The 24,264-nt window shown below is 54.1% G+C and carries 22 protein-coding genes; 3 read left to right on the top strand and 19 right to left on the bottom strand.

What is annotated here, in order from left to right; translation table 11 throughout:
• Window positions 1-21 precede the first annotated feature (21 nt).
• Window positions 22-957, bottom strand: coding sequence for a YitT family protein (locus tag AAA927_RS03710; protein WP_338215849.1), 936 nt, complete (start codon window positions 955-957; stop codon window positions 22-24).
• Window positions 958-1,169: 212 nt separating this feature from the next.
• Between AAA927_RS03710 and AAA927_RS03705 the strand changes: the two genes are divergently transcribed.
• Entirely contained in the window at window positions 1,170-2,579 is a 1,410-nt protein-coding gene (locus AAA927_RS03705; protein WP_338215848.1) for a C69 family dipeptidase, read from the top strand.
• Between the two features lie 40 nt (window positions 2,580-2,619).
• Here the strand turns inward: AAA927_RS03705 and AAA927_RS03700 are convergent, their stop codons facing one another.
• The 8 genes from AAA927_RS03700 to AAA927_RS03665 all read right to left on the bottom strand — a co-directional run bounded on the left by AAA927_RS03700 (window position 2,620) and on the right by AAA927_RS03665 (window position 14,689).
• Complete coding sequence (locus tag AAA927_RS03700; protein ID WP_338216126.1) at window positions 2,620-3,414, bottom strand: Nif3-like dinuclear metal center hexameric protein; 795 nt, start codon at window positions 3,412-3,414, stop codon at window positions 2,620-2,622.
• Window positions 3,407-4,111, bottom strand: a complete 705-nt coding sequence (locus AAA927_RS03695; RefSeq protein ID WP_338215847.1) for a tRNA (adenine(22)-N(1))-methyltransferase — start codon at window positions 4,109-4,111, stop codon at window positions 3,407-3,409. The genes AAA927_RS03700 and AAA927_RS03695 overlap by 8 nt, the downstream gene beginning before the upstream one ends.
• A 105-nt stretch (window positions 4,112-4,216) precedes the next feature.
• A complete protein-coding gene (gene rpoD, locus AAA927_RS03690) occupies window positions 4,217-5,410 on the bottom strand; it encodes an RNA polymerase sigma factor RpoD (protein WP_338215845.1) in 1,194 nt (397 codons plus the stop codon).
• Between the two features lie 11 nt (window positions 5,411-5,421).
• Complete coding sequence (dnaG, locus tag AAA927_RS03685; RefSeq protein ID WP_338216125.1) at window positions 5,422-7,230, bottom strand: DNA primase; 1,809 nt, start codon at window positions 7,228-7,230, stop codon at window positions 5,422-5,424.
• Window positions 7,231-7,365: 135 nt separating this feature from the next.
• Window positions 7,366-9,432 (bottom strand): glycine--tRNA ligase subunit beta, encoded by a 2,067-nt coding sequence (gene glyS / locus AAA927_RS03680; protein ID WP_338215844.1) that lies wholly within the window; start codon window positions 9,430-9,432, stop codon window positions 7,366-7,368.
• Window positions 9,432-10,331: a glycine--tRNA ligase subunit alpha gene (gene glyQ / locus AAA927_RS03675; RefSeq protein WP_125579061.1), complete on the bottom strand. Its 900-nt coding sequence runs from the start codon at window positions 10,329-10,331 to the stop codon at window positions 9,432-9,434. Before glyQ ends, glyS begins: the two co-directional genes overlap by 1 nt.
• Window positions 10,332-10,815: 484 nt before the next feature.
• Complete coding sequence (locus AAA927_RS03670) at window positions 10,816-11,391, bottom strand: LOG family protein (protein WP_338215841.1); 576 nt, start codon at window positions 11,389-11,391, stop codon at window positions 10,816-10,818.
• 64 nt (window positions 11,392-11,455) lie between these two features.
• Window positions 11,456-14,689 (bottom strand): MMPL family transporter, encoded by a 3,234-nt coding sequence (locus tag AAA927_RS03665; protein ID WP_338215840.1) that lies wholly within the window; start codon window positions 14,687-14,689, stop codon window positions 11,456-11,458.
• Window positions 14,690-14,854: 165 nt separating this feature from the next.
• Here AAA927_RS03665 and AAA927_RS03660 point away from each other — a divergent pair, with 165 nt between their 5' ends.
• Window positions 14,855-15,439 (top strand): TetR/AcrR family transcriptional regulator, encoded by a 585-nt coding sequence (locus tag AAA927_RS03660; protein ID WP_338215839.1) that lies wholly within the window; start codon window positions 14,855-14,857, stop codon window positions 15,437-15,439.
• A gap of 63 nt (window positions 15,440-15,502) precedes the next feature.
• Here AAA927_RS03660 and AAA927_RS03655 read toward each other — a convergent pair whose 3' ends face one another.
• The 10 genes from AAA927_RS03655 to rpsU form a co-directional block, all read right to left on the bottom strand.
• Window positions 15,503-16,315, bottom strand: a complete 813-nt coding sequence (locus tag AAA927_RS03655) for an HAD family hydrolase (RefSeq protein WP_338215838.1) — start codon at window positions 16,313-16,315, stop codon at window positions 15,503-15,505.
• A complete protein-coding gene (gene recO, locus AAA927_RS03650; protein ID WP_338215837.1) occupies window positions 16,302-17,114 on the bottom strand; it encodes a DNA repair protein RecO in 813 nt (270 codons plus the stop codon). The genes AAA927_RS03655 and recO overlap by 14 nt, the downstream gene beginning before the upstream one ends.
• A gap of 1 nt (window position 17,115) precedes the next feature.
• Window positions 17,116-18,018, bottom strand: coding sequence for a GTPase Era (gene era / locus AAA927_RS03645; protein ID WP_338215834.1), 903 nt, complete (start codon window positions 18,016-18,018; stop codon window positions 17,116-17,118).
• The gene (locus AAA927_RS03640) at window positions 18,015-18,401 is read right to left on the bottom strand and encodes a cytidine deaminase (RefSeq protein WP_338215832.1); all 387 of its coding nucleotides are present in this window, start codon (window positions 18,399-18,401) and stop codon (window positions 18,015-18,017) included. The genes era and AAA927_RS03640 overlap by 4 nt, the downstream gene beginning before the upstream one ends.
• Complete coding sequence (locus AAA927_RS03635; RefSeq protein WP_338215830.1) at window positions 18,389-18,799, bottom strand: diacylglycerol kinase family protein; 411 nt, start codon at window positions 18,797-18,799, stop codon at window positions 18,389-18,391. The genes AAA927_RS03640 and AAA927_RS03635 overlap by 13 nt, the downstream gene beginning before the upstream one ends.
• Window positions 18,783-19,244 carry an rRNA maturation RNase YbeY gene (gene ybeY, locus AAA927_RS03630; protein WP_204118945.1) on the bottom strand — a complete coding sequence of 154 codons (462 nt, stop codon included), beginning with the start codon at window positions 19,242-19,244 and terminating at the stop codon, window positions 18,783-18,785. The genes AAA927_RS03635 and ybeY overlap by 17 nt, the downstream gene beginning before the upstream one ends.
• Window positions 19,245-19,261: 17 nt before the next feature.
• Window positions 19,262-21,403 (bottom strand): HD family phosphohydrolase, encoded by a 2,142-nt coding sequence (locus AAA927_RS03625; RefSeq protein ID WP_338215826.1) that lies wholly within the window; start codon window positions 21,401-21,403, stop codon window positions 19,262-19,264.
• Window positions 21,404-21,417: 14 nt separating this feature from the next.
• Complete coding sequence (locus tag AAA927_RS03620) at window positions 21,418-22,389, bottom strand: PhoH family protein (protein WP_338215824.1); 972 nt, start codon at window positions 22,387-22,389, stop codon at window positions 21,418-21,420.
• Window positions 22,390-22,499: 110 nt separating this feature from the next.
• Window positions 22,500-22,943: a GatB/YqeY domain-containing protein gene (locus tag AAA927_RS03615; protein WP_338215822.1), complete on the bottom strand. Its 444-nt coding sequence runs from the start codon at window positions 22,941-22,943 to the stop codon at window positions 22,500-22,502.
• A 61-nt stretch (window positions 22,944-23,004) separates the two neighbouring features.
• Window positions 23,005-23,181: a 30S ribosomal protein S21 gene (rpsU, locus tag AAA927_RS03610; protein WP_054661478.1), complete on the bottom strand. Its 177-nt coding sequence runs from the start codon at window positions 23,179-23,181 to the stop codon at window positions 23,005-23,007.
• A 236-nt stretch (window positions 23,182-23,417) separates the two neighbouring features.
• Here rpsU and AAA927_RS03605 point away from each other — a divergent pair, with 236 nt between their 5' ends.
• Window positions 23,418-24,245 carry a pyruvate, water dikinase regulatory protein gene (locus tag AAA927_RS03605; RefSeq protein WP_125579077.1) on the top strand — a complete coding sequence of 276 codons (828 nt, stop codon included), beginning with the start codon at window positions 23,418-23,420 and terminating at the stop codon, window positions 24,243-24,245.
• Window positions 24,246-24,264: the final 19 nt, after the last annotated feature.

The raw sequence follows: 24,264 nt of genomic DNA, 5'->3' as shown, positions 1-24,264 counted from the left end.
TTGGTTCTATTATCGCATAAATTAAGGCTGCTTGGTAGTCGGTGCCGTTTGCTCAGGCAACCGGCGGTGCTGGCGTTTTTCGTCTTGCTGATCCGAGGTCAGAAATTCCCCTACCACATCCACCGTATTCAAAATGTCAATGAACGCCTGCGGATCAGTGCTGCGAGTAGCCTGCGTCAAATCGTAGAGTTCATAGCGGGTGATCACAATCATCAAGGTGGTGTTCGGCTGACCCAGGTAGCCGCCGCGACTCGGCAATACCGTGATGCCGCGAATGAGGCGCGCCGACACACTAGCAATCACCGCATCGGGATGATTGGTGACAATCATCGCGGTAATCTTCTGATCCGAGGTATGGATGGTATCCACCACTCGCGTCATGCAATAAATCGAAATAATCGTGTACAGCGCACTTTCCCACTGAATGCCAAAGCCGGCGACCAAAATAATCACCAGGTTAATGGCAAACATCAAGACGCCCACCGTGCGATGCGTGGTTTTGGCTAAATACATCGATACAATGTCTAACCCACCCGTGGAGAAGCCATAGCGCAAGGCAATGCCAACGCCGGCGCCGGTGAGCACCCCGCCAAAAATCGCATTCATCAGCGGGTTGTTCGACAAGGCATGTACCGGCAGGACAATCGCCAGCACCGAAATGAACACCACGTTTAAAAAGGAGAACAGCGTGAAGCTACGCCCTAGCTTGCGCCAACCCAGATAAGCAATCGGCAAATTCAGCAGCAAATTGAACCACCCGGTCAAATCACCATGGGTCAGGCCAAAGCGCTGCAAAAACAGCGAAATCAGCTGAGCGACCCCAGTGGCGCCGGCCTGAAAGACGCGCGCCGGCGTTAAGAAGAAGTTCAACGCCAAAGCGGTGACTAAGCCACTAACTAGCGCCACGCCGATTTTTTTCACTAAATCATGCTGATAAAATTGGGTCAACTTTGCCATGACAGCCTCCGAAATGTCTGCGAATTGTGGACAGTTGCCAGCGCTTCATACACGCAGCAATGTCCTGTCCGCAAGTGCTGCATTTAGAATACACGGCGGCCGCTCGAATTAACAGCCATCTCAGCAAATTTTTAGTATAATAAGCTTGATTGCACGGGTCGCGCCGCTATTTGTTCATCAGCGGCAGACACCGATTGAGGAAGGAGAAACACATGACGCGTTCATCTTGTACCAGCATTTTAATTGGGAAGGCCGCCTCGGCTGATGGCAGTGTGATGATTGGCCGCAATGAGGATTCCAAAGCCGCTTGGCCCAAGCACCTGGTGGTCCATCCCGAAACCACCGCCGCTGAGCAACCGCTTTTCACCTCGAAGGCCAATGGGTTCACCCTCGGATTGCCGAGCCATGCCCTCAAATACACCGCCACCCCTGAATGGACCGACCAATACGGTCTATTTGAAGAAGCTGGTATCAACAGCGCCGGCGTGGCCATGAGCGCCACTGAAAGTGCGTATGCCAACGCCCGGGTACTGGGCGCCGACCCCTTCGTTGAAGCCGGTATCACCGAAGAAGCCATGGTCACGGTGGTCTTGCCTTTCATCGCCTCGGCGCGAGAAGGCGTGGAGCGGCTCGGCCGCATCGTCTCGGAACACGGCACCGGCGAAGCCAATGGCGTGCTGTTTGCGGATCACGACGAGGCTTGGTACATGGAAATCGCCACTGGGCACCACTGGGTAGCCCAGCGGATTCCTGATGATGCTTATGCGATTGTCGCCAACCAGCTCAGCATTCAAAAAGTGCTCCCAGAATCGCCGGACTTCATGTATGATGCTGATCTATTCAAATTCGCTGCGCGCAATCACTTTTGGGAACCTGGCACGAGCTTTATCTTCCGGGATATTTTCGGTACTACCGGGGCCTTTGATCACACCTACAACACGGCGCGGGTTTGGGACGGTCAGCGCCGCTTGACGCCTAGCCGCGAGGCACACCCCATGGCTGATGATCTGCCGTTTGCGTTGCAACCAGACCGACCGCTGTTTGTCGATGACGCCTTCAGCGTGTTGGGGGCCCACTTTGACGAAACGCCTTACGACCCGGCGGATCCTGCAGCGACCCAAAAGCACCGCTTTCGCCCGATCAGCCTAGCGCGGACGCAGGAAAGCCATGTACTGCAAATGCGGCAGGACTTGCCTTTTGAAATTGCCGATTTGCACTGGATTGCCATGGGGGTTGCGGCGCAAAGTCAGTTCGTGCCGTTTTTTGCCGGCACCACCACGACCCCAGCCGATTACCAGCGCGGCGGGTTGCCGGCCAGCCTGGACTCGGCTTACTGGCAATACAAGCTCGCTAGCGTCTTGATGGATGCCCATTTCCATCATTATGCCCACCAGTTGGAGCAAGTACAGCTGGCCACGCATGCCAAATTGCTGGCGAATATCGCTAAAACTGATGCCGCCAGTCAAGGCCTGGCGGCTGGCGAACTGCAGGATTTGGCGACCCAAGCCTCGGCGGAAAATGCCGCGCTGGCTAAAGCTGATTGGCAGACTTTTACCATGGCGATGCTGGCCGAGTCGACGGATATGAGTCCGCTGAATTTCTCCACGGACGACCAACTTTAAGCCCAATCAAAAACGACGCTCACCGCGTCGTTTTTGATTCTTACATAAAAGTGAACGGATCGGTATTCAATGTTGACGCCACAATGTGCAGCGACCAGTTGTTGGCTTCAGCCCAGCCAATCAACAACCGCCGGACTTCCGCTTTCATGATGGATTCGATGTGGTGCCCCGGATCGATCACCGGCATGTGGGCCGCCAGCATGTCATGACCAGTGTGGTAATACACATCGCCGGTTACATACACATCAGCGCCTGCCGCTTGGGCCGCATGGTAGAACTTGCCGCCATCGCCGCCGAGAACGGCGACTTGCTGCACAGGCTTTTGTAAGTCTTCGGCGATGACGCGTAAGCCCTTAACGCCAAACGCGGTTTTGACCTGCTGGACGAAAGCCGCTAAGGCGACTGGGGCCGCCAATTGCCCAATCCGGCCCATGTTGGCTTCATCGCCTTCATTGATGAACGGTCGCACATCTTCAAGCTGCAGCGCTGCCGCCAGCCAATCATTCATGCCGCCGGCGGCCCGATCCAAGTTAGTATGCGCCGCATAGACCAAGATACCATGCTTGATCAATTCGCCGTACATGGCGTTTTGCGGGTTGGCAAAGTTGAGATTCGGCGCGGGGCGAAACACCGCGGGATGATGGGCAAAAATCATGTCTGCATTCAGCGCCACCGCTTCTTCAACCACTTCCGGCCGCACGTCTAGCGTGGTCAAAACGGTATGCACCGGCCTGGTGGCGTCGCCGATTTGAATCCCAACCGGATCGCCTGGCACCGCCAAGCTTTGCGGGGCAAAGGTTTCAAATTGATCAATCAAGGTTTGACCATTAATGATCGTCATGCGCTTCCTCCTCTAGCACGCGTAGGCGTGCTTGTTCTTCAGCAATTTTCGCCGTTTGCAAGGTCTTGGCATTGGTCAAGTTGGCCAGCACTGCCTGAGTCTTGGCGATGGCAGCGGTCAGCTGCGTGAGAAACAGCGGTGTGCGCTGGCGCCGCAGCACCGGCCCGAGCATCAGGTCCGCTTCAGTGTATGGCACTTGCGGCTGCGTTTGCCCCACCACCATGATCGGGTAAACATGGCCCATATCTTCAACCAGCGTTTCATCGAGAATCCCAAATTCATGGGCAGCCAGCCAGCGGCGCAGGCTTTCGGCATCCCGGTTTGGGCTGAGCACCAAGGTTTCCGTGCCATCAAGGCGGTCAGCCCCTTGCGCCAAAATCTGCTCAATCAAAATGCCGCCCATGCCAGCAATATAAACAGTATCTAGCGCGTCTTCTGCCGTCAGTCCTAGCAGACCATCGGCTTGCCTTACCGTAATCACCTCCGCTAGGTCATTATCCGCCACATTGGCGCGCGCAATGGCACACGGACCAGCGCCGATATCGCTCGCCACCGCGAAGTCGATTTGGCCCTGTTTCGCCAGTTCAATCGGTAAATAAGCGTGGTCGGTGCCAATATCGGCGATGCGGCGGCCGTCGCCATTAAACGCGGCAATTGCGCGCAGACGTTTTGATAAATGAAATTTTTCCATGCGTAAACTCCCTTTTCCTACTACTTTTAGTATACACGACTGAACCGGCCGGCGCTTCTCGGCGTATCAAAAAAGCCTAGCGTCGCCGCTAGGCAATCATTTGCTTTATTCCAAGAAGTCTTTCAGCTGCTTAGAGCGGCTTGGGTGGCGCAACTTGCGTAGTGCCTTGGCTTCAATCTGGCGAATCCGTTCCCGGGTGACACCGAAGACTTTGCCAACTTCTTCCAGCGTGCGCGTGCGGCCATCATCCAGGCCGAACCGCAGACGCAGCACGTTTTCTTCCCGGTCGGTCAAGGTATCCAGCACATTTTCCAGCTGCTCTTTCAGCAGTTCGTAGCTGGCATGATCTTCAGGGCTGGTGGCGTTGTCGTCTTCAATAAAGTCACCAAGATGCGAGTCATCCTCTTCCCCGATGGGCGTTTCCAGCGAAACTGGCTCTTGCGCAATCTTCAGGATTTCGCGGACCTTTTCCGTTGGCATATCCATTTCGGCGCCGATTTCCTCTGGCGTTGGTTCGCGGCCGAGGTCTTGGAGCAGCTGACGCTGAATGCGAATCAGCTTGTTGATGGTTTCGACCATGTGCACCGGAATCCGGATGGTGCGGGCTTGATCAGCAATCGCACGGGTGATGGCCTGGCGAATCCACCAGGTGGCATACGTCGAGAACTTGAAGCCCTTGCGGTAGTCGAACTTCTCCACCGCCTTCATCAGGCCCATGTTCCCTTCCTGAATCAGATCCAGGAACTGCATGCCGCGCCCAACGTAGCGCTTAGCAATGGAAACCACCAAACGCAGGTTAGCTTCCGCCAACCGCTGCTTGGCTTCCTGGTCGCCTTGTTCGATTTTCAGCGCCAAGTCGACTTCCTGGTCCGCCGTCAACAGCGGCACCCGGCCGATTTCCTTCAGGTACATCCGGACCGGATCATTAATCTTGACGCCGCTCGGGGCCGACATGTCGGCCAGCGCCTTCTTGGAAACAGCCTTTTCCTTCTTTAAGCTGCGCTCTGCTGGTTCGCCATTTTCATCCACGATGGAAATGCCGTTGTCTTCCAGCTTCTGCATCAAATCATCAACCGCGTCGCTTTTCAGTTCAAACGGCTTGACGAGCTGCTTGACCAGTTCTTCGTTGGTGATTTCTTTATCGCCTTTGTAGTCGGCGATGACTTTCTTCACGGCTGCGTCGTATTTCTTTTCGCTAGCCGCAGTGGTTTTAGCGGGCGCCTTCTTGGCCGCGGTTTTGGCCGGGGCCTTCACCGCTTTTTTAGTCGTCGTCTTTTTTTCTGTTTTCTTTTCAGCCATTAAAGTGCCTCCTATAACTCATTGTCGATTGCCGCCTTCAGTTGGCGTTGCAATTGAATATATTGCATCAGCATGGCATCGGCAGTTTGCTTATCGCCGAGCTGCGTTGCTTGATTCATCTGCTGCTTGACCCGGGCTGATTCTTGGGTCAGCTGTCGGCGATGAACCATTAAAATCATATCATCGATGGCTTCATCTGGCATTTGCGGGGCATCACGAAAATCAATGGTCGTCACCAGTGGCCCCAACTGTGAATCGATTTGATCCAAGAATCCGGCTACCGTCGGCTCATCGCTGGCTTGCGCATAGCTCAGCCAAGCATCAAAAATTGCCTGATACTGCGCGTCAGGAAAGGCGAAATCATCCTGATGCAATCGCCGCGCCAAGTTGGCATCATGAAAGCTCAGGGCTAACAATTCACGCTCGGCTTTTTCCGAACGATCTAAGCGTTGCTCTGGCGCCGCTTGTTCAACCGCTTCTGGCGGCGGTGGCCCCAGCTGCCAATCCGGCACTGCCGGCGCCGGCGCGGTCTGAGTCGCTTGGGGCAGGGATTGCGCCAAGGTAGCGGCCGGCACGCCGGTGAGCTGACTCATTTGATCCAGGTACACGCTTTGCGCCACGGGGTCGGCTTCGCGAGCGACCTCCTTCAGCCCAGCGTCGATATAATCGAGCTTGGCCTGATCACTGGATAAGTCGCGGTCTTGCGCCAGATACGCGAGGCGAAAACCGATGGGCGTCAAGGTATGCTTGAGCTGTTTTTGAAAGGCTTCAGCGTCATGGGCCTTGATATACTCGTCTGGGTCTTGACCATCTGGCAACACCACCACGCCCACTTCTAGGCGCGGCTGATTACCAATCAGCCCCAAAGCCCGGTCTGCCGCGTGCTGACCAGGCGCATCGCCGTCGTAACAAATCGTCAAATGCCGGGTCTGCTTAGCGATGATGTTCACCTGCTCAGTGGTCAAACTGGTCCCCATTGAGGCCACACCAGTCGGCACACCGGCTTGATAAGCCGAAATGACATCCATGAACCCTTCAAACAACACGGCGCCGCCGTTGTCTTTAAACTGGTTTTTGGCCTGATCAAGATTGAACAGCACCTCAGATTTATTAAACAGCTGGGTTTCCGGACTGTTCAGGTACTTGGCCTGGCTGGCCTGGGCATCAAGCACCCGGCCCGAAAAGCCAATCACGTCGCCGTACTGGTCCTTCAAGGGAAACATCACGCGATCATTGAACCGATCGTAAAGCTGACCTTGGTCGTCTTCGGCGAAGAGCCCGCTTTGGCGCTGGTCGTCATAGCTGACCTCACGATTATCCAGGAACTTCTTCATCAGCTGGCGGTCGCCTGGGACATAGCCGATTTCGAAATGATCAATGGTGGCCTGAGTCAAACCACGCTTGGTCAGATAAGCCAAGGCTGCCTCACCACTGGTGGTGTTAACAAGCAAATGGTGCATCATGTCAGTCACTTGCCGCAAAATCGCCTTTTGGTTGGTGATTTCAGGTGCTTCCTGCCGTTGCGGCGTAATGGTCACCCCGAGGGGAATGTTGGCAAATTCGGCCACTTTTGCCACGGCTTCAGGGAATGACAAGTGCTCGTATTCCTGGACGAATTTGAAGACGTTGCCGCCCCGATGACAGGAGAAGCAATTAAAAATCTGTTTGCTTTCATTCACGCTAAAAGAAGGCGTGTTTTCCGGCACGAACGGGCACAGGCCGAACAGGTTCTGCCCTTGCTTGTGCAACTGCACGTATTGACCAATGTAGTCGGCAATATTAACAGAGCTGCGAACTTGATCGATGACTTCAGTTGGAATGCGCGCGATTGCGGTTCACCTCCCAGAATAGCGGTAAAAAGTCGCACTTCAGTGGTGAAATGCGACTTGCCGAAACCTAATTGAGTGCAGACTAATACAAGCTATAGTATAGCCGTCGTTGCCTTGAATTGCAAGCTACTTGACGATGACCGCGGTGATATCCCCGAACTGGTGTATCAGGGCGGCAAGGCCGGTCAATTCCGCCAGCCGGTTGGTGCGGACCTGCTCATCATCGGCCATGATCATGGTTTCTGTGAAGTAATCCGTGATCACCGGCGTCAATGCCCGCAAAGCTTGATAGTTAGCTTCGCTCGGCTGGGCGTCATAGCTGGCTTTGGTTTTAGATACCGCATCATGAAGGGCCTTTTCTGTGCTGTTTTCAAACAGCGCTGGGTTAACGGCCTCCAAAGTTGGGTTCTTGTCGGCAATCCGCACCACCCGACCCAAGGCTTCCATGACGGCTTTGAAGTCAGTGTCATCTTGATGTTGCGTCAGCAAAGCGGCGGCATCAATCATGGCTTCCACGTCAACGGTGGCTGAACCGGCCACCGCATCCAAGATATCATGACGGATCTTGCCTTCAGATAAGAACTGCGCGACCCGGTCACCGATAAAGGCCGACACTGCTGCTTGATTCTTCGTCCAGTCGAGATTGCTTAGCTGATCAGCAGCGGTTAATGCCTGCACAATTTGCTTCTGCAAGGCTGGTACATTGAACGCCCAGTGATGGGCCGCAATCATCCGCACAATGCCATAAGCCTGGCGGCGCAAAGCGTAAGGATCATTGGAGCCGGTTGGAATCAGGTCAACCGCAAAGAAACTCATGACGGAATCCAGCTTATCGGCAATCGCCAGGAGCGTGCCAATCAAGCTTATCGGCAATGCGCCATCAGCGGAAATCGGCTGGTAATGCTCGCGAATGGCCTGCGCCACAGCTGGGTCTTCGCCGGCCAGTTTGGCATAGACTTCCCCCATCACGCCTTGCAGTTCAGCAAATTCACCGACCATGGCGGTGACGAGGTCGAATTTGTAAATGCCAGCGGCGCGCAGCAACTTCGCTTTATCGGCTTCGCTCAGGCCCACCTGGTCAGCCAGCAGGCCGGCAATGGTTTGCACGCGGGCCATTTTCTCGGCCATCGAGCCGATTTTATCGTGGAAACTAACGGTTTTAAGCCGCGCCACAAAGTCCGCAATCGACTTCTTTTGGTCTTCCGCATAGAAGAAGGCGGCATCTTCCAGCCGCGCGGTCAAGACTTTCACATTACCGCGAATGACATTGTCAAGGTGCTCGGTGTTGCCGTTGCGCACCCCGATGAACGCATTCACCAGCTGTCCTTGGGCATCGCGGGCATAGAAATAGCGCTGGTTATCCTTCATGGACGTGATCAAAACGGCTTCCGGAATGGCTAAGTACTTCTCATCGAAACGCCCAGCGAAGGCAGTTGGCCATTCCACTAAGTTGTTGACCTCTTCCAGCAGATTGGCATCGAGGGCAATCTCCCAGTGATTAGCGGTGGCAATCTCGTTGATTTGTTTGGTAATCAGCTGCTTACGTTCCGCCGCATCCACTAAGACTTTTTGGCCGCGCAAAGCTTCCTTGTAGTCAGTCGCTGAATGGAGTTCAACCGGCTGCCCTAAGAAGCGATGACCTTGCGTGGTGCGACCGGCTTTGATATCTAAAATCTGCATCGGGACGACTGTTTCATTCAGTAGTGACACCAGCCAATGAATTGGCCGAATGTACTCAAAATCGTAACTGCCCCACTTCATGCGGGTTGGGAAGGTCAGCCCCTTGACGACATCAATCAACTCAGGCAGAATGTCGGCGGCTGGCTTGCCTGCCGTTGCCTTGTGCAGATAGACGTAATCAACGCCTTTGAGATTCTTGAAGACAATATCATCAACCGTCATCCCTTGACCGCGGGTAAAGCCGATGGCCGCCTTGGACCAGTTGCCTTCAGCATCTTGGGCAATCTTTTTGGCCGGGCCTTTGACATCTTCTTCGGTATCCGCCTGCTTAGCGGCTAAATCGGTAATTTCAAGTGCCAGGCGCCGCGGGGTTGAATACGTGGTGATTGCCCCGTAGTCGAGGTGCTGCTCCTTGAGGAATTTACCGGCCTTTTGCGCCAGTTGGTTGACACTTGGGGTCACCACATGAGCTGGCATATCTTCCAAGCCAATTTCTAATAAGTAAGTTGCCATTAGTTTGCTGCCTCCTCATGATGTTGCAGTAATGGGAATCCAAGCTTTTTGCGTTCCTCAACAAAAGCGCGTGCTACTTTATGCGCCATTTTGCGAATACGGCTCAAATACCCGGCCCGTTCGGTGACGGAAACCACGCCGCGCGCATCCAACAGGTTGAAGGTGTGGGAACACTTCAGGATATAGTCATAGGCCGGATGCACCAAACCAAGATCCATCAGCCGCCAAGCCTCTTTTTCATACGCATCAAAGAAGGTTAGCAGCATCTTCTGGTCACTTTCTTCAAAGCTGTACTTGGAATGCTCGTATTCAGGCTCCTTGAAAATGTCGCCGTATAAAACGCCGTCGCCCCATTCCAAATCAAATACCGAGTTGACGTCTTGAATGTAGGACGCTAGCCGTTCCACGCCATAAGTGATTTCGCTGGTGACTGGGGAGACTTCCAGGCCGCCAACGACTTGGAAGTAAGTGAACTGGCTGACTTCCATGCCATCCAGCCACACTTCCCAACCCACGCCGGCGCAACCCATCGATGGGTTTTCCCAGTTATCTTCCACAAAGCGGATATCATGTTCCAGCGGTTCAATGCCAAGGGCGCGCAGCGAATCCAGGTAATAGTCTTGGATTTCAGCTGGTGAAGGCTTAATGACCACCTGAAACTGATGATGTTGGTACAAACGGTTCGGGTTTTCCCCGTAACGGCCATCAGCCGGCCGGCGAGAAGGCTCGACATAGGCTGCGGCCCAAGGTTCTGGGCCAATGGCGCGCAAGAACGTGTACGGGCTCATAGTGCCGGCCCCTTTTTCCGTATCGTAGGCTTGCATCAGCATGCAGCCTTTATCCGCCCAGAAGTTTTGGAGCGTTTGGATCATCTTCTGAACACTCATTTTCTGTGTCATGATTTCCTCTTTTCTGGTGCTGAGAATGCAAAAGCGTCCCTATGCCAATATTGGCATAGGGACGCTTGCGCGCGGTTCCACCCTACTTCAAGTCAGAGACTTGCCCTTACTTAAACCTGGCTCGAAAACGCCAGTCTTTCTGTGCTGACAAGGCTCCCACTGTCCCTTGCTCGCTGACCAGCACCTGAAGAAAGACTCTTTTTCTCATCACCGATTAATTTCCTGAATAGTATAGCACATGGTGTCGGATGGGTAAACTGTGAACGGCCGGGCAGGACCACCTCCGCAGCCATGGGCTGGAACGGGGTGGCCACCGCTTTGAGCCTCGCTGCGCGAGTCTCAAAGGCGGGGCTTGTTCTAAGCCAGCTCAAACCGCTGGCTAAGAACAATTTCACCCCTGAGCCCATGGCTGCTCCGGTGGTACTGTCCTCGATAGTACGTAAACCGTTTCAATGTCCAACTATTAAGGGAATGCTACCGCTATTCAAAGGTTCTGGTGGTATGTCCGCACTTTTGGGGGCTGATACTCGGCGATAAACTGCGCCATTTCGTTAAAATCACTGGTGAATAGCACCTTGCTTCGATCCGCCGCAGATAAGAATCTGTCAGTCACCATCTGATCAAAGAATGCTGCCAAGCGGTCATAATAGCCATTAACGTTGAAAAAGATGCAGGGACTGGCGTTATCGCCGACGCGGGCCCAAGAGAAGGCTTCACTGATTTCTTCGAGAGTGCCCACCCCGCCCGGCAGCGCCACGCACACGTCAGCCAGGTCCAGCATGCGTGATTTTCGGACGGCCATGTTCGCGACAGTTTCAAAATGGGTCAGGCCAGGCATCGCGGCGCCGCGGGCTACGAGATTTTCTGGCATCACTCCGGTCACCGTGCCGCCGGCGGCGAGCACGCCGGTCGCAATTTCGCCCATCAAGCCCACACCGCCACCGCCATACACCAAGGCGTAATCGTGGGCCACCAGCCACTGGCCTAAAGCCTGCGCGACTTGCGTGAACCGTTGATCCGCACCGGCATAGGCGCCGCAGTATACTGCCATATTTCTCATATCCTCACCTCAGGGTTGAGCATAACATAAAAATCCGCGCCAGACTGACGCGGATTTCGGCTTGCTATTCGTTTTCTTGATGCCCATTTTCACGGGCGTGGTGCCATTCATTCAGGCTAACCAAAGCTGACATGCTGATTGGTAGCAAAATGACCAGCAGCACGAGCCCAACGATGACGCCTAACGCTACTTGAATGAGCGTCGTGACGCCACTTGGCATCAAGGCGGCGAAGGTTCCGCCTAAAATGACGGCGGCGCTAAGCACGACTGCCCCGATGGTGGTGGCGGCTTTCAGCATCCGAACCCGCACATCAGGTTCAATGGTGCCATCCTTGAAGCGCACCATGAGGAAGATACTGTAATCGACCCCGAGGGCCATCAACATGATGAAGGTGAAGAACGGCGTGTTCCAGGTCAACAGTGGCCGCCCTAGCACAGTACTGGAAATCAGCCGCGTCAGCCCCATCGAAGTCACATACGCGGTGACCAAGGTGGCCAAAATCGTGATCGGTTGCAAAATCGATTCGGTGACGAAAATCAACGCGATGAAGATCCCAATCACCATGATGGCGGCGGTGCGCAAGAAGTCGCCATTGGCCAGGTTCCGTAAGTCGTGATCTTCGGCGGTTTGCCCGCCGATGGCCACGGTGGCCTTGCCCAGCGCCCCATGCTTCAACTTAGCATTCAAGTCTTTTTGCAACGTGGTGAACTGCTGGTCTGCTTTGGCCGAGTTCGGATCGCCTTTGAAGACGACGGTCAAAGTCGTGATGCGATTATGATCAAACATATAGGCATCCAGCGCCGGTTTGAACTGACTGCTCTTAATGGTGGCTTTCGGCAGATAGAACTGATTGCCCATGTATGAGCCTTTCAGCTCAGTCAGGTAATCATCCATACTTGAATTCCCGGCTTCAAGCGCCCCTAGCGCTTTGGTGGCGGTGGTCAAGCCATCGCCCAGCTTGTCGACTTGACTCGCCATCGCCTTAAGCTTGGTATTCAGCTCCTGCACGCCAGCGTTGACTTGGCCGGCGCCGCTGGTTAACGCGGCGGTGCCTGAGTTAAGGGTGCCGTTTTGCGCGGCGAGTTGCGAAGTCCCGTTGGCGAGCTGATTAATGCCACTGACGGCCTGGCTCGCACCGCCGCTTAACGCGGCCATATTCGCCGCCAGTGAAGCAGTGCCATTGGCCAACGTTTGGGTACCGGCGTTCATGGCATTAGCGCCACTAGCGACTTTAGCCGCCCCAGCAGCCAACTGGTTCACTTGCGCGGCGGCGGTATTGACTTCACTAGCCGCCCCATTCAGGCCTTGGTTGACCTGCGTTAAGCCGGCTTGAATGCCAGTGACGGCAGTTTGTAGCAAGCCGGGCTGGGTGCCGCCAGCCTGCGCATTTAGCTGTGCCAGCAGCGCGGCGGCCTGCGTATTCATGGTGGTGAGTGCTTGATATAACCCGTTCAGACTTTGATTGAGCTGATTACCAGCGGTGGCGAGTTGCTGAACCTTGTCGTTCATGGTTTGGGTCCCAGCACTCACTTGATTGGCCCCATCTTTCAGGGTACTCATGTTGTCATTGATCTTCTGCGCGCCAGCATTGAGCTGATCGCTGCCGGCTTGTAATTGCTGCGAGCCTGAAACCAGGGCGCCGGCACTATTTTTCAACGTTTGGGTGCCGCTGTTCACCGTGCTGACGCCAGCGGTATAGGTTTTGAGACCGGCTTGCAAGGTCGCCATTTTATCGGCGAGCTCTTGACTACCATCGGCTAAGGTTTGCACTTGTGCCATCGAGCCGCTTATATTTTGGGCTTTAAGCTGCGTATTCGCATCAGCAAGGCCCTTTTTCAAGGTCGCTAAACCTTTTTGTGATTCGGCTAGGCCTTTGGTGATGGTGGTCAACTGACTGCGCAGGTACATGGCGTCGATGCGGCTGCCGCCAGGTTCAGTAACAGAAGCGACGGTTTTAACGCCTGGTTCTTTTTGTAGATACTGGGTCAAATCGTCTATCGCCGCCAGCTTGGCTTGCGTGTTGAGCGGCGTTTTGCTTTGAATGTAAATCGTCGCTGGCGCGGTCATGCCTTTGGAGAAATGCTTTTGAATCAGGACATAGCCCTGCTTGGATTGATAACTCGTGGGCAATTCATCCGCATTGTTGAAGTTTTCTTCGGCGTTCATTGCCATGGTAAACGGTACCGCCAGAATGGCAATGGCAGCTAGCCACAGCGCCGGCTTGTTCATCGCCCCGCGAGACAGCCAGTACCAGAGCTTGCTGGAACTTTCCCCGCCATCCACGCGGCTTGGCCAGAACATTTTAGCGCCAAGTGTGGCCATGAAGAACATGTTCAGCGTCAGCAGCACTGGCAAGAGCACCAACACGCCAATCGCGACCGCCGAAGCACTTTGATAGAAAGTAAACTTGGCCAGCCAGAGCACCGAGAACCCGATCAAAACCGTCACCCCGGAGTAAAGCACAGTGCGGCCGCCATGGCGACGCGTTTCGGCGGTCGCCTCCAGCGCGGTTTTCCCTTTCGCTAGCTGACCTTTGAAGTAATCATAAAGAAGAATATCGTAGTCGGTCCCAATCCCGAACAGCACCACGACCATGAAGACTTGGGTGAAGTTGGAAATTGGAAAACCGGCATGCGCCGCCAGGTTCATGACCACGCTGAGGCTGGTGATGAAGGCGACCCCGACATTCAGCAGTGAAATCACCGGCACAATTGGGGAGCGAAAGACGATGATCAGCACGATGAAGATGAAAATAATCGCGATGATTTCGGTTTTTTGAATCCCTTTTTCGGTCACGGTTGAGAAGTCGTCATTCAAGGCGTCGACCCCGGTGACATAGGTCTTCAGGCCACTCGTTTTCAGCTGAGCCTGCAGTTTTTTGACCTGGGTTTTGACCAGTGGGCCTTTTTTGACGGTGATTTGCGCCAGCTGCGTGGTTTTGTCGCCACTGATCAGTTGCTTTTTAGTTTGCGCATTTTCACTGGGCCGCATCACCGTGGTAATCGTCAGCCCGGATTCACTTTTCAGGGCCTTAAGCTTGCGGTCAATGGCCCGGCTCTGCTTGGCGGTCAACGCGTGTTTACTGTTGAACACCGCCGTGTAGGTTGAGACTTTGCGATTGTGATTAGCCTTTTTTTGAATCCGGGTGGCGACCTGACTAGGCACATTGTCAGGCAGCTTCACCGCCCCGTTGTCGCGCACCAAGGCGTTGACATCAGGCATGAAGACAACGGCCACAATCACCAGCAGCGCCCAAATCACTGCTGCGAGGCCATGATGTTTCAAAAAGTTTTTCATCCGCGTTTACTCCATTCATCTGTTTACGTTTAGACAGTTGTAAAACATTCATTGCTATGGTAGATTACAGGAGAAGGCTAGACAAGGGACAATCTCTATCCAAGCGTCGAAATCTGGACAGATGTTGCAAATTGCAAAAGAAAATCATTGAAGAGGTAACCGCTCATGAAATACGATCCAGCGCAAAAAACCACCCGGGGCGCGGCCCGCACGCTTAAAGCGTTTTCAGAAACGATGCTGATCATGCTCGGCGAAAAGCCGTTTGAAAAAATCAGCGTCAATGCTTTATGTGAAGCCGCCGACTATCCGCGCGCGACCTTCTATAATTATTTTGACGATAAGTATGACTTACTCACCTACTGCTGGTATCGGATGCGGCGAGAAGTGCACTTGGATCAAATCAGCGGCGACCCGACAGACGCCAGCTTTATGGCGGCTTTCGACCAAATCTACCATCTGTTTGACTCCCATCATGACTTATTGATTGCGGTGGTGTCACACAATCCGCTTGATAGTCAGCTGGTGAACCACTTTATCCAGTACTTCACTAGTGTGTTTACGGAGCTGTTCACTGCCCGCGCCAAGCCGCAGGAACTCAAAACACCAGTGGAACTGGTGGCGAAGCATTACAGCTCAACGGTGCTGCTGATCATGGAATGGATTTTCCTCGGCCAGCATCCCACCACGCGGGAGGAAGCAGAAGTCTACGTGCGAGAGCTACTGGAACCCCGCTTTACTTGTGTTGAATAACTCAAAAAGCCTCAACCACGGCGCGCTTAGCGTGATGGTTGAGGCTTTTTTGATGGTTTAGGTTTAGACATGCGCCGGCAGTTGCCCTGCCAGCACGCCATCAATTGCTTTGAGCACCCCAAGGTCAAGATTGCTGGCGGTGCGGTAATCCGCATAGGCGGCCATGTTCGGCGTCGCATTGGCAACGAGCACCCCGTATTTCACGGTTTGCATCATCTGAATATCATTGTTGGTATCGCCAAAGGCCATCATCTCAGCCGGCGTAATGTTCAGCGCCGCGCCCAGTTGCGTGAGCCCGAGGCCTTTATTGGTGGTTTTCGGCATGACATCGATGAAGGTTTCGCCGCCCACGGTCAGGCCATAGCGGTCGCCGAATTGCGCCTCGATGCGCGGAAAGGCGGCGTAGGCGCCGCCAGCGCGGAAATACAGCGACAACTTCGCCATTGGCACCGGCGCTTGAGTGAGATCAGGCGCAATGGCAAAGCGACTGATAAACGAACTCAGCTCCGGCTGGTAGTCGGCTTCGCTGGCATCGAGATAAGTGGCATCTAGCGCATTGCCAATTGCAATCACATCCGGCTGGGTGCGCACATAAGCCACCACTTCGGCGGTTTCTTCCGGCTTCAGCATGTTTTGCGCCAGGACTTGGCCCTGCCGCTTGATGATGCCACCATTTTCGGCGACGAAGCTCATTTGGTCCGCTACCGGTGCGAACAAGTCTTCCAGCGTGTACACGCCGCGGCCGCTGGCAGCCACAAATTCGATGCCAGCCGCATGGAGCTGGCGAATACGGTCAAAAATGCCTGCCGGCAAAGTGCTATCGGCCAGCAGCAAAGTATTATCAAGATCACTAGCAATCAATTTAATGGGCGTCATGAGGTTCCTTTCCGGGATCAGATTGCGGAGCAGGCGGCAAATGGTCTTGCCATTGCTGCATTTGGTCTAAAAAGCGCTTGGCTTTGGGGACAGTGCCGACCATATCGGTGTATATACGGTCGAGCACGCGGCGCAGTTCTTTTTTGGTGGCGGCAGTCACCGTCACCGCATGGACTTGATGCAAATCCAGCACTGAAAATTGCCGCAATAAATACAGGGCCTTGGGCTGAACATGAAAGCGATATGCGTCTTCCGGCCAGTGGTTTTGACACAGCAGGCCACCGTAGCGTTCGGAAAAATCCAGTGGTAAGTCGCTGCGCCCATCCAGCACGCAGCCGCGCCAGTTCGGGGCCACCCCAAATGCCCCCAGCAACTGCACTTCGGCAATGTTGGTGACAATGGCTGGGTCAACACCATCGTCGATCAGGGCCAAACTGGTTTCAGCAAAATCATACCAAGTCCCTAGCGCCTCGCCATCGGGAAAAGCGAGGTCAATCAGACCCAAAATATACGTGGCATAGGCGTTAAGCGTAATGTCTTCGGCAATGTGCTGAAACTGATGTGCGCTTTGCACCGTGGTCAGGTAAGACAGACCATCTTCATTGATGGTACCGGTGTAGTCGGCCTGGGTGAACGGTAAAATCCCTGCCGTCATCCGAAAACCGGGCTTTTTGGCCCGATGCAACAAAAACATCTTCTTGCCATACTCAGCCGTGGCGAGTTTCACCAGTAAATCAGATTCGCGATAATTTTGCCGGCTCAAAACCAGCCCCTGAAAGGCGACATTGCGCTTGCTCATGTTAGCGAAGATCCTTGCTGTTGTAGCCGAGACTTCTCAGGTACTGGTTGTTGTCGCGCCAGTTCTTCTGCACGCGCACCCACAGCTTCAAGTTCACGCGCTCGCCGAGCAGGGCTTCGATGTCTTGCCGCGCACGGATACCGATTTGCTTCAGCATCGCCCCGCCTTTGCCAATCACAATGCCTTTTTGGCTATCGCGTTCGACAATGATGTAGGCCTCAATCTGCAGTTTGCCATTGACGCGGTCTTTCATGCGTTCCACTTGCACCGCAGAAGAGTGTGGCACCTCATCACGGGTCAGTTCTAGGACTTTTTCGCGAATCAATTCCCCCACGACAAAATATTCTGGGTGATCGGTGAGCTGATCTTCAGGATAAAACTGCGGGCCTTCTGGCAAGGCGGTAATTAAATCCTGCACCAGCTCCTCGACATTGTTCCCCATTGTGGCAGACAGCGGGTAGACGCCAGCAAAATGCAGCGCCTTTTCGTATTGGGCAATGCGCGGCAGCAAGTCGTCGGGATGCACCAGATCAATTTTGTTGATCAGCAAATACACCGGCGTTTTCACCGGCCGCAGCTGATTGATGATGTACTGGTCGCCAGGGCCCATCGCCTCATCGGCGGCCACCATGAAGAGCACGGCGTCGACTTGATTGAGCGTCGACAGCGCGGCCTTATCCATGTAGTCATCCAACTGATTTTTGGGCTTGTGAATCCCTGGAGTATCAACGAAGACAATTTGGGCGTCGTCGGTAGTATAAATCCCATTGATCTTGTTGCGCGTCGTTTGCGCTTTTGGTGACATAATGGCGATTTTTTCGCCGAGCAAGCGATTCATAAACGTCGATTTGCCGACGTTGGGCCGGCCAATAATGGCCACAAAACCTGAGTGATGCGTTGTCATTTCAAATCTCCTTTAGTAAAGGCGCCAGGCAGCAAAGTCGCAACCGTGGTCGGCTGAACCTGCCCATTCAGATTCGCCAGATACACCGGCGCGTCCAGAGCGAAGAACTCCGCCATCACCTGCCGGCACGCCCCGCATGGTGAAATTGGGCCGGCGGTATCGCCAATCACCGCAATCGCCTCCAAGTGCGTATACCCAGCAGCCACGGCCTGAAACATGGCGTTGCGTTCAGCGCACATCGCCAGGCCGTAGCTGGCGTTTTCAATGTTGCACGCCGCAAAAATGTGTCCCTCGACTTGCACGGCCGCGCCGACGGCAAAATGCGAGTACGGGATGTAGGCGTTTTGGCGCGCTTTTTGGGCTGCTGCAATTAAATCATCCATGAATTGCCTCCAATTAAATGCCACAATGGCGGGAAAAACACGTACACGCCGCATACCACCGCAATCAGCGCGGCCACGAGCACGGCGCCGGCACTCATGTCTTTGATGCGCTTGGCGCGCACATCGTAGCGGCCTTCAACCTCTAGGTCGACCAGCGCTTCGATGATGGTGTTCCACAGTTCACACAAAAAAACCAACAAGACTGCCAGCACCAGCAGTAGCCAGCTAAAGCGATTGACTCGCAGCACTGCCGCGGCCAGAAACACCAGCAGCGCAGCTAGACTTTCCCGCCGAAAGTTACCTTCATGCCTGAACACCGTCACTAGCCCTGCCAGCGCGTGCCGGAACGACTGGCCGAAGTGCCGATTTTTGCTGGTTTGCTTAGCGGGTGAGGCCATAGGCGGTCAAAATCTTCTCTTGCAACGGAATCATAACCGCCTCATCTTCCGGCTTGATGTGGTCGTACCCGTTGAGATGCAAGAAGCCATGGACCACGGTGTAGCCCAATTCACGTTCAAAGGAATGCTCGTAAGTGTCCGCTTGGCGCGCCACTTGGTCAGGATCAATGAACAAATCGCCGATGTTTTCCGGCATGTCGGGGAAACCTGACAACACCTCTTCGTCACCATCTTCAATGGCAAAACTGATGACATCCGTGACGCGGTCAGTGTCGCGGTATTCTTTGTTGATCCGGTTAATTTCGGCATCATCAACGATGGTAATCGACATCTCCGTATCTGGCGCCTTTTCCAGCGTCTTGGCGGCAAACTCAACCAATTCTTTGACCAATTTGGTATGTTCTGGCGACAAACGCTTTTGGTCATCATACAATTCCAGGTCCATGGGATTCTCCTTTAAGGTCATTTAATATCATCTGGTGTTTGCGGGTACTCGATGCGCGTATAAAAGGTGCTAGCTAAGCCCGCTTCTAGTGAAGCTTCGACTTGCCGCAGCTGCGCCACGGTAATCGGCGCTTCATCGAATTGCCCATCTGCAAGCCGCTCGTCAGTGATGTGATGGACAAAATCGTGTATCTTCTCTGGCGTTGGCTGCTTCATCGAGCGGATGGCGGCTTCGCAAGTATCCGCCAGATTGATCACCGCCGCCTCGATGCTCTGCGGCTTCGGGCCTTGATAGCGGTACTGCGATTCTGGCGTACTTGGATCCGTTTTTAACGCTTCCATGTAGAAGTATTTCATCAAGGTGGTGCCATGATGCTGCTGGCAAATATCAATGATGAATTGCGGCATGTGGCGTGCCTTGAGCATCGCCACCCCATCATCAACATGGGCAAAAATAATTTTAGCGCTGGCCTGCGCCGACAAATGCTGGTGCGGGCTATCGAAGCCATTCGGCATGTTCTCAGTAAAATAAAGCGGCCGCCTCAACTTACCCACATCATGATAATAACATGCCACGCGCGTCAGCATCGCCCGGCCGCCAATTTTTGCCACAGCGTTGGCGGCCAGACTCGCCACCATCATGCTGTGATGATACGTCCCCGGCGCCTTGGTCAACAGTTCGCGCAGCAGCGGGTCATTCGGATTGCTTAACTGATTCAGGCGGAAAATCGCATCATCACGCCAGATCAACTCCAGATACGGCGTGATGCCAATGGCCAAAATGTAACCGAGCACCTGTCCCACCAGGGTGAAGCCGAGCGTCTGCCAGGTCAAACTGCTGGTGAACCGCGCCCCTTGCATCAGCATCAAACTGACTGTCAAGGCGAGATTCAGCACCAACACCCAAAACGCCACGCGCTGCAGGACATCATTCAGGCGCCGCTTTGGAATCATCACCGCCAAGATACCAGTGGTTAAGTAGGCGACCGCCGTGCCAGCAGTAAAAATGGTGCCCGTGGTGGAATAGAAGATGAAGTAGGCGAGCAGCGTTTGCATCAAAGCCGCTAGTAGCCCCCACCGGCGATCAATGAACGTGCGGAAAATGAGCGGCAGGAGCGCCGCCGGCAGTAGCAAGGCCAAGTTGGCCCCACTGGTATTCGCCAAGTAGCGCAACCCCAACATGATGAGCGCCACGCTTAGCATGCCACTGCCGTAAAGCAGCATTTCCTTTGCTTGTTCCGCCCGGGGATGATCCATGAGCAGCGCCAGTACCGCCAACGCCTGCACCAAGAGCAGTACGCCAAACCCTAATAAGGCCCAAGGCGCCTTGCGTTTGGTCAGGCCCAGCACGGTGATTTGATGCAGCACGCTTTGATCGATGAGCTGCCCTTGCTGCACAATCACCTGCCCTTGCAAAATGGCGACCGGCTTGACCGCTGCGGCGGCAGCCGCTTGCTTGGCCTTGGTTTTCGTGGTATCCACCAATTCATTGGCAATCAGGCTTTGGTTGACCAAGGTCGTGGCCACTTTGCTTTGCGCCGCGGTTAAATTAGCCGCTTTGACGGCGCGCCGCGCGGTTTGCTTGGCGGTTGTCAGTTGATCGCTGGTGACCCGTCCGGCAAGCTGACCAGCGACGGCTTTACTGGCGGCTTCAAAGGCTTGCTGGCGCTGGGCCTGCGTTAACCCATAAGCCTGGGTTAAAAAGGCCGTACTGAATTGATAGAAATAAGGATAATCGGCCTTGCTGTATTGGGCGCGGAAGGCTTTGGTCAGCTCCGCCGGCGTCGGCACTGCCAGTACGGCATTAGCATTCTCCTTTTGCGCCTTTTTCAAGGCCATCTGCGCTTTGCTGGTGGCGGTGGTTTCCACCGTCGCTAAGGCTTTTTCAAATCGCGTGAGTTGATCGGCTTGTTTGGTGCTGATGCTTTGATCATAACTGTACACCGGCGTGGTGGCATTAGCGGCCGCCACCCGGGCCTTTTTAGTGCTGGCAAGATCTTGCACGGTTTGCGTGGCAATGATGGTTTGCGGCGCGGCAGTATTGACTTTCACCTGCAGCGGCCGCGGCCACAAAATCCAAGCGGCCAACGCAAACAGCACTGCGCTAAACATCAGCAGCAGTGCTAAAGCGCGATGACTAAATTTGGGCGTTCTTTCCATCGCTGTCTCCTTCGCTAAGCTTTGGACTGCTCACTGGCCTCGCCGTACGCCTCGATGATTTTTGCCACCACCGGATGCCGCACCACATCGCTGGCGGCAAAGGTGGCAAAGCCAATGTGATCGATATCTTTGAGAATCTCCCGCGCCTGTATCAAGCCACTGTGTTGGTTAGGCGGCAAATCGATTTGGGTGATGTCGCCGTTGACAATCATCTTCGACGAAAACCCGAGCCGCGTCAGAAACATCTTCATTTGCATCTGGGTGGTGTTTTGGGCCTCATCCAAAATGGCAAAGGCATTGTCCAAGGTGCGCCCACGCATGTAGGCCAGTGGTGCAATTTCGATCACGCCGCGGTCCATCAAGCGATTGGTGTGATCCGTGCCAAGCACCGCGTACAAGGCATCATAAATCGGCCGCAGGTAAGGGTCGACTTTTTCCTTCAAATCCCCAGGTAAAAAGCCCAAGTTTTCACCGGCTTCAACCGCCGGCCGGGTGAGAATGATTTTTTCGACCTCGCCAGCCTTCATCGCGGCGACGGCCATGACCACTGCCAGGTAAGTTTTCCCGGTGCCGGCTGGGCCGATGCCGAAGGTAATATCATTGTGCTTGATCGACTGCACGTACTGGCGCTGGCCAAAATTCTTGACGCGAATCGGTGCGCCTTTGGCATCACGAATCAGTGTTTCACTGTACATGTCAGCAAAATACTCCAAAGTGCCGCGTTTGGCCATGTTGATGGCTGACACCACATCTTGTGGCGCCACGGCAATGCCTCGGCCCAGCAACGTCAGCAATTGCGTGATGAGCTGGTAAGCTAAACTCGTGGCCGCTGGGGTGCCTGACAAGCGCAGCTCCTGGCCGAATGGGGCAATCAGCACATCCAGTCCTTCTTCGATCAAGGTCAGGTTCTGATCATTGATGCCGGCAATGGCAATTGCTTGATCTGCGCTGGCCAATGTCAGCGTCTTTTCCACAGTTTCTGGCAAAAAGCGGCCCCCTTAATGATTTGCTTTTATTCTACCATAAAGCGCATCACCTCGCGCCGTAGCGGCGGCAATCAAAAACCCGTCCATGAAAGCTGGGCGGGCTAGCAAGCTTAGTTTAACTTAGCCTTGACGATGCGATTGACCATGGCTCCATCGGCTTGGCCTTTCACTTTTGGCATCAGGGTCTTCATGACCTTACCAAAATCGCTTTTGCCGGTAGCGCCGACTTCGGCGATGGTTTCATCGACCAGTTTGGTCACTGCGGCTTCATCGAGTTGCGCTGGCAGATAAGCTTCGACGATTTTGATTTCGGCTTCCAGCGGCGTCACCAAATCTTCGCGCCCCGCTTTGCTGAATTCTTCCAAGCTCTCTTTGCGCTGCTTCAGCTCAGTGGAAAGAACTGCCTTTTCGTCTTCCGGCGTGAGGTCATGACCCAAGTCAATCTGCTTGTTTTGCAAGGCGGATTTAAGCATCCGCACGGTGCTTAAGGTTTGCTTGTCCTTGGCCTTCATTGCCGTTTTCATTTGTTCGTTCAATTGATCCAATACTGCCATGTTGATCTTCCTTTCTGACGCAAAAAACGCGCGCCACAATCGGCGCGCGCTTTGGCGAAAATTAGAACTTCTTGCGCTTGCGTGCAGCTTCAGATTTTAACTTCCGCTTAACGCTTGGCTTTTCGTAGAATTCCCGCTTCCGGTATTCGGCTAAAGTACCTGACTTGGATACGGTGCGCTTGAAGCGCCGAAGAGCATCATCGAGAGATTCGTTTTTCTTAACGACCGTCTTTGCCATATGATATCCCTCCCTCCGACACTTGTGTAACCATTGATAGATACCATCGCAAGTTCTTGTCTATTATATCTAAGTTGAAAAATCGCGTCAATACAGCATTTATCGAAATTGGCGATAATCTGTGATTTTTATCCCTGAAGGCCTAAGCTTTTTCTCCCCGTCAGCTATGGTAAAATGAAAGCGAACGCAATGCAGCGAACAATCCCGCCCTAGGTTCGGGCGAAAGGTGGATGAACATGGCAGCAACGAATTACTATATTATCTCAGATTCAATCGGCGAAACCGGCCTCAAGCTGGCTCAAGCCGCCGCGGCGCAATTTGCCGATCAAAGTGCCCATTATCTGCGCTTCCCGTTTGTGCATGATCAAACCAAACTGATGAGCACCTTAGATGCGGCCAAAAAAGACGATGGCATCGTGATTGCCACCCTGGTGACACCAGGCATGGCGCATGTCGCCAAAGAATATGCCCAGCAAATCAAGGTGCCACTGATTGATGTGATGACGCCGATTCTCAAAGCCGTCAGTCAAGGCACCGGTGAAGCCCCCAGCGGCGTGGCTGGCGCGGTCCATGACCTTGATGAAAAGTACTTCGATCGCATCTCCGCGATGGAATTCGCCGTACTGTATGATGACGGGAAGGATCCCAAGGGTTTCCTGGAAGCTGACATCGTGCTTCTGGGCGTATCGCGCACCAGCAAAACCCCACTGTCGCTGTTCCTCGCCAACCGCAATCTCAAAGTGGCGAACTTGCCGCTGGTGCCAAATGCGCACATTCCGGAAGAAATCTGGAAAGTCGATCCCAAGAAAATCGTCGGGCTCACCACCGATGCTTCAGTGCTCATGGAATTCCGGCGTCAGCGCATGATCGCTTATGGCCTCGATCCAGATACCGCCTACTCGGCTCGCGGCCAGGTTAACGACGAATTGCAATTTGCCGATGACCTTTACAAAAAGCTTGGGTGCATGGTGATCAACACCGCTCACCGCTCGATTGAAGAAACGGCGATGCTCATTCTCGAGCACATGGGACTAGATGAGGTCGACGATGCCGCTAAACAGTAAACGGGAATCAAAAAACTCA

This window comes from Lacticaseibacillus salsurivasis (genome assembly GCF_036246225.1).
In the GTDB taxonomy this organism is placed as follows: Bacteria; Bacillota; Bacilli; order Lactobacillales; family Lactobacillaceae; genus Lacticaseibacillus; species Lacticaseibacillus salsurivasis.
Note: the sequence above shows the minus strand (reverse complement) of the source record. Positions and strands in the feature narration are given on the sequence as shown.